The organism is Salinisphaera sp. G21_0, assembly GCF_017744115.1.
Lineage (GTDB): Bacteria > Pseudomonadota > Gammaproteobacteria > Pseudomonadales > Endozoicomonadaceae > Endozoicomonas.
Genome location: NZ_JAGHQW010000002.1, coordinates 200966 through 212762 on the forward strand (window position 1 = coordinate 200966; position 11797 = coordinate 212762).

Below are 11797 nucleotides of genomic sequence, written 5' to 3' on the forward strand. Positions count from 1 at the left end.
TGATCAGATATCATATCCCTATTTCCCGCAGAGACACGACAACGTTAGCATACAGGCACTAACACAACAGATTTGGAGAAGATCACCTAAACAACCATTGCCAAATAGCTGTTCACAACACCCTTTATCGTTAGCGCGCCGCTCTACCTGGAAAGCATCTTCTCTCATCTGTCTCCTGACGTTATTGAGCAAAAGCACATTATTACGGTCAGGAACAGGTTTATTACGGTCAGGAAAAGCTTGTGGAGTCTGCCTCATAGCTTCCGAGTAGGACGGTGGAGGCGCAGCACACAGGCGACAAGGCTGGGAAGCAACGACGTCATGCCCCGAGAAACGTCCAGGCACATCTGAACCTGACGCTTCAGTAGCGCCGTAGCCTGGTGGTTGGGTGCCGCTTACAAAACCACCCGGAACCGAATTCATGGGGCAACTCCTGATAGCTGATGGATACCAATATTTTGACCCCCGGTATGAGAAAAAGTTCATGGGCCGATTTGTGGCTGACCCGGGGGTTTTCATAAAAACGGTGTAAGCTGGCAACCTTCTTAGCGAACAACCAGCCAACCACCCATTGCCACAGCCAGTAATCCAACCATTGTCTGATCCAGCAGCTCTTTTTCCACAAAAAGGGAACCTGAAGTCACCATCAATGCCCCGCCTGCCAGAAGTAGCAGAACGCCAAAACGTCTCTGCTTTTTCTGGCGTTTTTCCGCCCTCACCTGCTGATGATGCAACGCCTGTTGCTGATCAACCAGGGTTCGCACCGTTGACATCACTCTTTGAGCCATCACGGGAGCACTTAGCAGCCAGTCTGCACTTTGCTCCTTAATATTGCAGAGAATGCCGGTTGGACTGACCTGGTCTTTCATCCACTTTTCCAGATAGGGCTGAGCCGTGGCCCAAAGGTCGAGATCCGGGTATAGCTGCCGCCCCAATCCCTCCACATTCAATAATGTCTTCTCCAGCAGCACCAGCTGCGGTTGAACCTGCATATTAAAGCGGCGGGCCACCTGAAAGAGCCTGACCAGCAGCTGGCCAAAGGAGATATCCTTAAGTGGCTTTTCAAATATCGGTTCACAGACGGTACGAATCGCTGCTTCAAGCTCCCCTACCGGCGTATCTCTGGGCACCCATCCGGAATCCACATGCAACTGGGCAACCTTGCGGTAGTCCCGCCGAAAGAAAGCCAGCAGGTTACTGGCCAGATAGTGCTGATCTTCCGGCTCAAGCGTACCGATAATGCCACAATCGATCCCGATATAGCGGGGCTCGGCAGGATTGGTGGTATCAATAAAAATATTGCCCGGATGCATATCCGCATGGAAAAAGCGATCCCGAAACACCTGGGTAAAGAATATTTCAACGCCCCGCTCTGCCAGCTTCTTCATATCCACATGCCGGGCTTTCATCGTGGCAATATCGGAAACAGGAACCCCATAAATCCGCTCGACGACCATTACTTTTGTGCGGCAATAATCCCAGTAAACCTGGGGCACAAACAACAGGGGAGAGGTCAGGAAGTTACGTCGCAGCTGCGAACAATTAGCCGCTTCCCGCAACAGATCAAGCTCATCCAGAATTGTACGTTCATAGTCGGCCACCACTTCCACCGGCCTCAAACGACGAGCGTCTTTTGATAAAGCAATCAGCAAGCGGGCAAACAGATACATTAAGCCAATGTCTTTGCGAATCACCCGGTCAATGCCCGGACGAATCACTTTGACCACCACCTCTTCACCGGTATGCAGCTGAGCGGTATGAACCTGGGCAACCGAGGCAGAAGCTAATGGCCCACGATCAAAACGGGCAAACAGGGTATCGACATCGCTGCCCAGACTGGACTCAATAATGCCAATCGCCTCGGCGGCGGGAAACGGCGGAACATCATCCTGAAGCCGGGACAACTCATCACTGATATCATCCGGCAACAGGTCCCGCCGGGTTGAGAGAATTTGCCCGAACTTGATAAAGATCGGCCCGAGCGCCTCCAGAGAGAGGCGGACACGCTCACCCCGGGGAGCATTATTACGGATAAAATAGCGCCAGGGCAGCAGAATCAGCAGGCAGCGCAGCCAGAACGGTGAGCGCTCCGAATCAATCAGATTATCCAGCCGGTTACGGGCGACAGCGGCCACAATTTTCAACAAACGGATCAACGTCAGGCCCCCGATTTGGCATCAGATGTATCTTTTGCAGGTTGTATGGTTTGCCATTGCTCCTCCAGCCGGTCCATGGACTCAACAAGGCACCCCACTTCTTCTGCAAAACCTGCCACCTCAACCCTGGATGGAATCAGGCGAAGTTCTTCCTGAAGGTATTCCCCGAGGTTGTCCATAACCAGCTGCTGCCCTCTGTGGACATGGTCACCGACAAAGCGGAGCCCCCGGGCCATCACATGCCCGGTGATATCACCAAAGGTCTGGCAAAGCGGTCTTTCCCAGTCCAGCTCCATCTGCTGATGAATCTGCTGCAAATCAGTAATCAGCGCCTCATCACCAGAAACACTCAACCCGGGAACATCAGCAAACGATAGATTTCTGCGTGTCGCCAGTGTGGCAAATGCAACGCTGGAACCTGTAAAGGTTGCATCCACCAGGCTTTCGCTCTCTTCCCCAAGAGTACCGGCAAGACGAATACGGTCATGCTCAAAGTGGACATAACATAACCACTGTGGCGAAGTGCACTGGAAAGCGACCACCTTACCAAACCAGAGAGACAGTTTTTTTATGGTTACCGGGTCCAGAGCCAGCAGCCCATTGACCTGGCGTTCGAAGGCTGCCAGCAGACCCGTTTTGATGATGATGTTGTCAAAAGCACTGTCAGAAGAGCCGACCATCAGGGCTTAACTCCCTTATGCAGCGCCACAATACCGCCGGTCATATTGTGGTAAGCAGTATTGACAAACCCGGCCTTTTTCATCATGCCTTCCAGCGTCTCCTGATCCGGATGCATGCGAATGCTTTCCGCCAGATACCGATAGCTTTCGGAGTCCCCGGCCACCAGCTTGCCCATGATCGGCAACAAACTGAACGAATAGAGATCATAAGCCTTGGTCAGCAGTGGATTGTTGGTTTTGGAAAACTCAAGAACCAGTAATCTGCCACCCGGTTTTAACACCCTACACATGGACCTCAGCGCCGCATCCTTATCCGTCACATTGCGCAGACCAAAAGAGATGGTAATGCAGTCAAAGGTGTTATCCGGGAAGGGCAGGCATTCTGCATTGGCCTGGACAAACTCCATATTGCCAACAATGCCCTGATCAGTCAGTCGATCCCGACCGACGCGTAACATGGATTCGTTGATATCCGCCAGCACCACTCGGCCGTTTTCCCCAACGATACGGGAAAACTGCTTTGCCAGATCGCCAGTACCCCCGGCGATATCCAGTATCACATGGCCGGGCCTGGCGGCGGAAAGCTCAATGGTAAAACGCTTCCAGAGACGGTGAATGCCCATGGACATCAGGTCATTCATCACATCATAGCTGCTGGCTACCGAGTGAAAGACACCCGCTACCAGCCCTTCTTTATCACTCTCTGGCACATCACGATAACCAAAGTGCGTTGTGCCATCATGCTTTTGCTTGCCACTGTCAGTCATGATCCTTCCCGGCATTCATTCGATCAATCTATCTATACTATGGCTGGCTATTGTAAAGGCAAATGGCTTATGGCGTAAGCATGAGAACAGGTATCGTCGCCATTACCGGAAAAAACGGCGAATGCTCTCTATGGAACTGTCCTGAAATAACTGCCACATTTTCGATGTTATCCAGCAAAGAAAAGCCCTGCCACAGAGACACGGAGGCACGGAGAAAAGAAAAATCTTTTCCTCTGTGCCTCCGTGTCTCTGTGGCAAAAAGAGGAAGTTATTCAGGTAGAATTTCTAGCCGGGGGAGAATAAGAGCGAAGTCATGGAATAAGCTTCCGTAATCAACTACCATCACTGCCACTATTTATTATTGGTTCTGTCATTACTCATTCTACCCCATGGACTTCAACCGTATCTCCGGCCTGCGCAGCCACCCGGCCTGGCGACTGTTGCAGGCGGACAGCGCACCATTGATTATCAGCTTCCTCCACCGTGCCTTTATTGCCACCAACCAACGCTCGGTGGGGGCAGAAGAGCTGGCCACGAAACTGGACGACTACCTGCACCATTTACGGGAAACCACCGGGGAGAACCGCTACCCCAAAAAAGGGCGGGATTATCTCAACAACTGGTCTGCCGGTGAACAAGGGTATTTAAGAAAGTACTACCCACCCGCCAGCATGGGCGATGAACCGCTGTTTGACCTGACGCCCGCCACTGAAAAAGTGATTGAGTGGATTGCCAGTTTTGAGCAGAATCAATTTGTCGGCACCGAGTCCAGACTACTGACCATCTTCCGGCTACTGCGGGAGATTGCCGATGAGACCGAGACCGACCCCACCCTGCGCATTCAACAATTAGAGCAGGAAAAGACCGCCATTGAACGACAGATTGCCCAGCTTCGTGAGGGTCATGTCACCCCTCACGACGGCACCCGTATCAAGGAAAAATTCCTGCAGGCAGAAGATACCGCACGGCAACTGTTGTCTGACTTCCGTCAGGTGGAAGAGAACTTCCGGGCACTGGACCGGGGCGTCCGGGAGCGGATCACCACCAGCAGCAGCGGTAAGGGCCAGATGCTGGACACCATTTTCTCCGAGCAGGATGCCATTACCGAATCGGACCAGGGCCGCAGTTTCAAGGCATTCTGGAGCTGGCTGATGTCCCCGGTCAGCCAGGATGAATTGCAGGAGACATTGCAAAAAGTTCTCCGGTTGCCGGAAATCAATAGCCTCAACAGTGACAAAGACCCTTTGCTGGACGGTATCCGTTTCCGCCTGTTGGAAGCCGGGGAAAAAGTGAACAGCACCTGCGCCCTGTTAGTGGAACAGTTACGCCGCTACCTGGATGACCAGGCCTGGCTGGAAAACCGCCGGATTATGGAGATTGTCCGGGATATTGAGCAGAACGCCATCACCATTCGCCAGACCCCGCCACCGGATAAACTCTTCACCACACTGTCTCCGTTAAAACCGGAAGTGGAATTGCCCATGGGCCGGGGACTGTTCCGCCCCGCACTGCGCCCGGTGATTGATGAAGTGCCGGAAGAGGGTCAGGGCGATGTGGACACCAGCGCACTGTACAATCAGCACTATGTGGATGAGCAGACCCTGAAAAGCCAGATTCGCTTCGCCCTGCAAACCCGGTCACAAATCACCCTGGCAGAACTACTGGAACTCTACCCGGTGAAAAAAGGGTTAAGTGAAGTGGTCGCCTACTTACATATCGCGGCTGAATCGGATCGGGCGGTCATTAACGCCGAGCATAATCAGGCGGTTCAGTGGCTGGACAATACCGGGAACACCAAAGCGGCGTGGATGCCTTCGGTGATTTTTACCCGTTAATGGTTTTTTACCCATCAATAACTGCGTCATAAAAAATGAGTAATAATGTATCAGCCCCATCACAGGGGAACGCCAATCTGGGTGTGGTTGTGGTCAACCTGATGAAAGGCGTTGTCTACCGGGACCAGAATCCGGCGGTATGGCAACAACTTGAAGAACTTCATGGACCGGTATTGGACTATGTCCGGGTCATGGGTCTGGACCTGATCCTGGACGAGGCCGAAGGTTATGCTTTTCTCCGGCAACTGGACGAAGAGACCGTCGAAGCAGACGACGACAAGACAAAGCTGCCGCGACTGGTGGCCCGTCGCCCCCTCAGTTTTCCGGTCAGCCTGCTCTGCGTACTGCTGCGTAAAAAAATGGTGGAGCAGGATGCCAGCGGTGGTGATGCCCGGCTGATCCTGAACCGTGAACAGATCGTTGAGATGATGCGGGTGTTCCTGCCGGACCGGGCCAATGAAGCCCGGCTGTTTGACCAGATCGACACCCACATCAATAAAGTGGCGGAATTTGGCTTCCTGAAAAAACTGTCAGGCAATCCCCCCGCCTGGGAAGTGCGGCGCATCATCAAGGCACTGGTAGATGCCGACTGGCTGGCCGATTTTAACGACAAACTCAAGGTATACCGGGACCATGCAGACACACTCGTTTGATTTTTCCGACAGCCCGAAGCGGGCTGGCTTCCGCCTGGCAGCCCTGGAAGTGCTGAACTGGGGAACCTTTCACAAAAAAATCTGGGTCGCCACCCCCGGTGGCGATAACAGCCTGCTGACCGGGGATATCGGTTCCGGTAAATCCACCCTGGTGGATGGTCTCACCACCCTGTTGGTCCCCAGCCAGAAAATCACCTATAACAAGGCGGCCGGCGCGGAAACCAAAGAGCGCAACCTCACCTCCTATGTGCGCGGATACTACAAAAGCGCCAAAGATGACGACACCCTCAGTGCCAAGGCGGTGGCCCTGCGGGACCATAACAGCTACAGCGTCTTGCTGGCCCGTTTTGTCAACGAAGGGTTTGACCAGACCATCACCCTGGCCCAGGTATTCTGGAGCCGGGATAACAGCAATACGCCGGAGCGATTCTATCTGGTGGCCCGCAAACCGTTAGCCATTGCCAAACATTTCAGCGGCTTTGGCAGTGATATTGGCGACCTGAAAAAAAAGCTGAAACGAAAGGAGCACATCAAGCTGTTTGACAGTTTCAGTCAGTACCAGGCCGAGTTCCGCCGCCAGATGGGCATTGACAACGATCAGGCCCTGGAGCTGCTTTATCAGACCGTCTCCATGAAATCCGTGGGCAACCTGACCGAGTTTGTCCGCAGCCATATGCTGGAAAGCACCGATGCCGGGGAGAAAGTCAACGAACTCAGTCGTCAGTTTGACAACCTTAACCGGGCTCACGAGGCCGTACTGAAAGCTCGCCAGCAAATTGACCGCCTCGCCCCCATGATTGATAACTGCAACCAGTATGAAAGCATTGAGTCGGCCATTGCCGCCCTGCGCCAGTCCAGGGAAGCGCTGTACGGATTTTTTGCCGATAAAAAAATCACGCTGCTGACGGAACGCATCCAGCGCCGGGAACAGGAACAGCAAAAACTCGAATCCCGCCTGCAGGAGCTGCGGCTGTCCATTGATGACCTGCGCACCACCAGTCGCGAACTGGAACGGGCTATTGACCAGAACGGCGGCCAGCGCCTCTCCGAACTGAAAACGGAACTGGAACGACTGGGGCGGGAACGGAACCGCATCGCCAAAGCCTGTGATGATTACCAGGCACTGTGCAACATCCTGGAATTCTCCCAACCTGCAGACGACGATGGCTTTTTTCATAACCGACAGCAGGCGGAAACCGGGCTGGAATCCCTGGAGAAACAGCAGGCCGATCTGCAAAACCAGCAAGTGGAACATCGCGTTGAGTTTCAGAAACTGCGCAGCCAGCACGATGAACTGGAAGCAGAGATCGCCTCGCTGAAAAGTCGTCAGTCCAATATCCCCAGCCGCAACCTGGCCATTCGTCAGGCCCTGAGTGAATGTCTCAACCTGCCGGAATCCGCCCTGCCCTTTGCCGGTGAACTGCTCCAGGTCCGTGAAGAAGACAAACACTGGGAAGGGGCCGTAGAGCGCGTACTCCATAATTTTGCCCTGAGCCTGCTGGTGCCCGATGAGCACTACCAGTCCGTTGCCGACTATGTAGATCGCACCCACCTCAAGGGACGCCTGGTCTATTACCGGGTTCGCCAGCCCGCCCGTGCCACGGCCGATACCCTTGACCCGCGCTCCCTGTGCCGCAAGGTCTCGATCAAAACCGACAGCCAGTTTTACAGCTGGCTTGAGCAGGAACTGTCCCAGCGCTTTGACTATATCTGTTGCGATCAGCTGGCCGACTTCCGCCGGGAGATCCGGGCCATCACCACCGCCGGACAGATCAAAAGTGGCGGCAGCCGCCATGAAAAAGACGACCGTTACCGTATTGATGACCGTTCCCGTTTTGTCCTGGGCTGGAGCAACCGGGAAAAAATCTTCACCCTGGAAGCCACCCGTAAACAGCTGGAAGCCGACATTCAGAAATCCGCCAGCGCTGAGATACAGTTTAACCAGCAGATCAACCAGCTGAACCAGCGGCAGCTGGATCTGAAGCTGCTGCTGAAATATACGGATTTTGCCGAAATCAACTGGCAGCCTCTGGCCATCCAGATCAACAGTCTGGAACAGGAAAAGCAGCAGCTGGAAACCGGCTCCGACATTCTTCGCACCTTGCGCCAGCGCCTGGAACGTTGCGAAGCGGCGACGGGTGAAAAAGAACAACAGGAGCGTAAACTGACCAGGGAGTCCGGTACCGCTGCAGAGAAGCTGAAACAGGATCACAAACTGCTGAAGTTTTCTGAACAACAGCTATCGGAGCTTTCGGAAACCGCCCGTGAATCCTGCTTCCCCACCCTTGCCGAAATGGAAAAGGAAGCCCTGGGAGACAAAAAAGTCACCATTGAAAACTGCGACAGCTCCCAGTCCACCATGCGCAGCTGGCTGCAAAACCGCCTGGATAGCCGGGAGAAAAAGTCCCGGGAACTGGCGGCCCGGATTACCGGGCAGATGGCGGACTATAAAAACGCCTATCCCCAGGAAACCCGTGAAGTGGACGCTTCCATGGGCTCCGTAGCTGAATTCACCGCCATGCTGGAAACCCTGCAAGGGGAAGACCTGCCCCGCCATGAGCAACGGTTTAAACAGATGCTCAATGAAGGCACCATCCACAACATGGCCATGTTCCAGAACTGGCTGGATCATCAGCAACAAACCATTCGGGATAAAATCGCCACCATTAACCGCTCCCTGGCGGCTATTGACTACAGCGACGGCACCTATATACGACTTGTGGCGGACAATCACCGGGACCCGGAGATCAACCAGTTCAAAATCGACCTGCGCAACTGCCTCGGCGATACGCTGAGTGCCGATAACAGCGATGATGCCTATGCGGAAAACAAGTTCCTTCAGGTAAAAACCATTGTCGAACGGTTTAATGGCCGGGAAGGCCAGAGCGAGCTGGACAAACGCTGGACCCGCAAAGTGACCGATGTGCGCAATTGGTTCCTGTTCAATGCCTCGGAACGCTACCGGGAAGATGACTCGGAAAAAGAGTTTTATTCCGATGCCGGTGGCAAATCCGGTGGCCAAAAGGAGAAACTGGCTTACACCATCCTGGCGGCAGCACTGGCCTACCAGCTGGGGCTGGAGTGGGGCGAAAACCACTCCCGCTCTTTCCGCTTTGTTATGATCGACGAAGCCTTTGGCCGGGGTTCTGACGAGTCCGCCCGCTACGGGCTGGAGCTGTTTCGCCGGTTGAACCTGCAATTATTGATTGTCACCCCCCTGCAGAAGATTCATGTAATTGAAGATTATGTGAACTCTGTCCACTTTGTTCATAACCAGGGTGGGAACCACTCAATGCTACGTAACCTGACCATTGAACAATACCGACAGGAGAAACAGCAGGAACAGGAGCGCCTGCTGCAGGAAACCATAAGCCAGCACAGGGCAGAAGCCATTAGCTAAATGATTACTCTCACCGAACTGCAGAAAAAATCCCTGCGCCCCTGGAGTTCCGGGGCGTTTCTGAGAAGTGTTTTGCAGGGAGAATCCCTGTTCCCGCTGGAAATCACGTTTCGCAAACCGTCCGGTAAAGTGCTCAGCCAGGAGTTTGTCAAGGTTCGGGACTGGATAGCCCTGTTGCACAGCAATAGCAAAGCGGTAAAAGGCAGTGGTTATCGGCTGGATTATCGCAGCATCAACCATCAGCAGCTCGGTACCCAGCGCCTGCCCCAGCGCATTGTGTTTGAACACCGGGAAGACTGGCTGGGTTTTATCGGCAAGATCAAAGCCTTTCGCCAGTTTGATGAACTGGCGGGCACAACCAGACGACAGCTGCCAGAATTAATGCCCTGGCTGCAGGAAAAGCCGTTAAAAGCCCTGGAGTTGGTTGATAGCTGGCCCCGGTTACTGAAGGTCTGCCGATATTTTCAGTTGAACCCAAAACCGGGGCGTTATATCCGCCAGTTGGATATTCAGGGAGTGGACAGCAAATTTATTGAAAATAACAAGGGTATTCTCTCGGAATTGCTGAGCCTGGCCCTGGAACCGGAGGATTTTGATGGGACCATTGCCGGTCTGGCAGAAAACGGTTTTGAACGCCGCTTTGGTTTACGGTTTGATGAGCCACTGGTGCGATACCGGTTATTGGATCATCCCGGCCCGGTGACGGATATCACGGTTCCTGTCTCACAATTTATAGACCCGGGAACCAGCAAGGTGTTTATCACGGAAAACAAGGTCAATGGTCTTGCCTTTCCACCGGTACCGGATGCCATTGTAATCTTTGGGCTGGGCTATGGTATTCAGTCACTGTCTTCCATTAGCTGGTTAAAGGGAAAAGAGATTACATATTGGGGCGATATTGACACCCACGGTTTTGCCATACTCTCCCGCCTGCGGCAGCATTTCCCGCAAGCCCGCTCCTTATTGATGGACCAGGCCACCCTGCAAGCGCATCTGGAACTTTGCACGGAGGAGTTGGACAGTAAACGTTTTACCGGTGAACTGGCGGGACTTACCCCGGATGAATTGCCATTGTTTGCGGCACTGAAGGATAACACCTACGGGAAAAACCTGCGTCTTGAACAGGAACGTATCGGTTATGGTTGGCTGTTGGATGCCCTTTGACCGTTGATAGCATTAGCAGCGAAAATCTACCGATTCACTCCGCTGTCATCCTGCACAGGACCCTTCCCACAGGGAGGTATATGCCCGGCAAGATAGTTCTCACTGCAAGGTGGGTTCAGTACATCCTATATGGAATAACAGCGGAGTAAAGTAACTGGTTTTCTGCAATGGATTCCTTAATGTCTAACCTAAGACGGGAGGCAAAAATCCAGAGTGCGGTCTTTCTTTTTGAACACATTCAAGTTCCAAGACCTGATGCTGGTTTCTGACCCCAAACCTTCTTTGTCCAGCTCAGTTACTCTATCACTCCGTCCCAGTCTGTACCGAGTTCATTTATTTCATGAGGTGGTTCCTGCGTAGGAACACTCTGCCTGTTCATTCGTTCTCTGATTCCCTGAATACCCTGTGATACCGAGTTGACCGCAGTGCTTGCCAGTTCTTTACCACGGGTCACTGGTTTCATCGCCAGCTCCTGACCACGCAACCCCTCCTGGTAACCGGTAATCCATTGATAGGTTGAATAGGCGGCAATCCCCAATCCGCCCGCTGCCAGAAGGGAACCTGAGGTAATTCCCAAGGTAGCGGCTGTTGACGCTGTAGCGGCATTGCTGCCGTCCACCGCCGGGGTGTCGGCAACCCTCCCTCCCTCGCCAACACTCCTCCGCTCGACGCCGTGGGGTGCATCCCAACCCTTGCTTTCGACCCTGCCGTCCACCGCCGGGGGGGCACCAGCACTCCTCCGCCCTACGCCGTGGGGTACATCCGAACCCTTGCCTTCGAAGCTGCTGTTCACCATCGTGGTGTTGGCAACCGTTCCACCATCGGCAATGGGTGTAGCGGTATTTACCGGGCATGAATCACTGTACGACAAATCCAATGCATCCAGAAATTCTGTTCGCGAAGAGCAATTGGCTGTTAACACCCGTGGGTCTGCTTTTTGGCAAAGAAGCTGATCATTGGCGATAGATCCAATATTTACTTCAGTGCCATCGACATAGCTGTTCACCGCCGTGGTGTTGGCAACCGTTCCATCATCAACCTGCCCCCCCCCCCGATGCCAGCGTATGCACCTTCACCCAAGGTTGTGACATGGCTGTTCACCGCCGTGGTGTTGGCAACCGTTCCTTCATCAACCTGCCCCC

At 53.7% G+C, this 11797-nt stretch carries 9 protein-coding genes; 4 read left to right on the forward strand and 5 right to left on the reverse strand.

Annotated elements, in window-relative coordinates:
• Window positions 1-18: 18 nt before the first annotated feature.
• The 4 genes from J7439_RS01920 to ubiE form a co-directional block, all read right to left on the reverse strand.
• Entirely contained in the window at window positions 19-423 is a 405-nt protein-coding gene (locus tag J7439_RS01920) for a hypothetical protein (RefSeq protein ID WP_209199999.1), read from the reverse strand.
• Between the two features lie 122 nt (window positions 424-545).
• The gene (gene ubiB / locus J7439_RS01925) at window positions 546-2156 is read right to left on the reverse strand and encodes a ubiquinone biosynthesis regulatory protein kinase UbiB (protein ID WP_286198130.1); all 1611 of its coding nucleotides are present in this window, start codon (window positions 2154-2156) and stop codon (window positions 546-548) included.
• Window positions 2157-2158: 2 nt separating this feature from the next.
• A complete protein-coding gene (locus J7439_RS01930) occupies window positions 2159-2836 on the reverse strand; it encodes a ubiquinone biosynthesis accessory factor UbiJ (RefSeq protein WP_209200000.1) in 678 nt (225 codons plus the stop codon).
• Window positions 2836-3603, reverse strand: coding sequence for a bifunctional demethylmenaquinone methyltransferase/2-methoxy-6-polyprenyl-1,4-benzoquinol methylase UbiE (gene ubiE, locus J7439_RS01935; protein WP_209200001.1), 768 nt, complete (start codon window positions 3601-3603; stop codon window positions 2836-2838). The genes J7439_RS01930 and ubiE overlap by 1 nt, the downstream gene beginning before the upstream one ends.
• Window positions 3604-3992: 389 nt before the next feature.
• On the opposite strand from ubiE, the gene J7439_RS01940 reads away from it, so the two are divergent.
• Genes J7439_RS01940 through J7439_RS01955 form a run of 4 tightly spaced genes read left to right on the forward strand, consistent with a single transcriptional unit; the run spans window position 3993 to window position 10655 of the window.
• Window positions 3993-5438 carry a DUF3375 domain-containing protein gene (locus J7439_RS01940; RefSeq protein WP_209200002.1) on the forward strand — a complete coding sequence of 482 codons (1446 nt, stop codon included), beginning with the start codon at window positions 3993-3995 and terminating at the stop codon, window positions 5436-5438.
• 35 nt (window positions 5439-5473) lie between these two features.
• Window positions 5474-6091, forward strand: a complete 618-nt coding sequence (locus tag J7439_RS01945; protein WP_209200003.1) for a DUF4194 domain-containing protein — start codon at window positions 5474-5476, stop codon at window positions 6089-6091.
• Window positions 6072-9491: an ATP-binding protein gene (locus J7439_RS01950; protein ID WP_209200004.1), complete on the forward strand. Its 3420-nt coding sequence runs from the start codon at window positions 6072-6074 to the stop codon at window positions 9489-9491. The genes J7439_RS01945 and J7439_RS01950 overlap by 20 nt, the downstream gene beginning before the upstream one ends.
• A complete protein-coding gene (locus J7439_RS01955) occupies window positions 9492-10655 on the forward strand; it encodes a DUF3322 domain-containing protein (RefSeq protein WP_209200005.1) in 1164 nt (387 codons plus the stop codon). It abuts the gene before it with no gap.
• Between the two features lie 295 nt (window positions 10656-10950).
• On the opposite strand, the gene J7439_RS01960 is transcribed toward J7439_RS01955, so the two are convergent.
• The gene (locus tag J7439_RS01960) at window positions 10951-11661 is read right to left on the reverse strand and encodes a hypothetical protein (RefSeq protein WP_209200006.1); all 711 of its coding nucleotides are present in this window, start codon (window positions 11659-11661) and stop codon (window positions 10951-10953) included.
• Between the last annotated feature and the right edge of the window lie 136 nt (window positions 11662-11797).

Bases quoted from the DNA above. Each gene is read 5' to 3' on its own strand.
- J7439_RS01920 (WP_209199999.1), bottom strand. From the start codon at position 423: ATGAATTCGGTTCCGGGTGGTTTTGTAAGCGGCACCCAACCACCAGGC.
- J7439_RS01930 (WP_209200000.1), bottom strand. From the start codon at position 2,836: ATGGTCGGCTCTTCTGACAGTGCTTTTGACAACATCATCATCAAAACG.
- ubiE (WP_209200001.1), bottom strand. From the start codon at position 3,603: ATGACTGACAGTGGCAAGCAAAAGCATGATGGCACAACGCACTTTGGT.
- J7439_RS01940 (WP_209200002.1), top strand. From the start codon at position 3,993: ATGGACTTCAACCGTATCTCCGGCCTGCGCAGCCACCCGGCCTGGCGA.
- J7439_RS01945 (WP_209200003.1), top strand. From the start codon at position 5,474: ATGAGTAATAATGTATCAGCCCCATCACAGGGGAACGCCAATCTGGGT.
- J7439_RS01950 (WP_209200004.1), top strand. From the start codon at position 6,072: ATGCAGACACACTCGTTTGATTTTTCCGACAGCCCGAAGCGGGCTGGC.
- J7439_RS01955 (WP_209200005.1), top strand. From the start codon at position 9,492: ATGATTACTCTCACCGAACTGCAGAAAAAATCCCTGCGCCCCTGGAGT.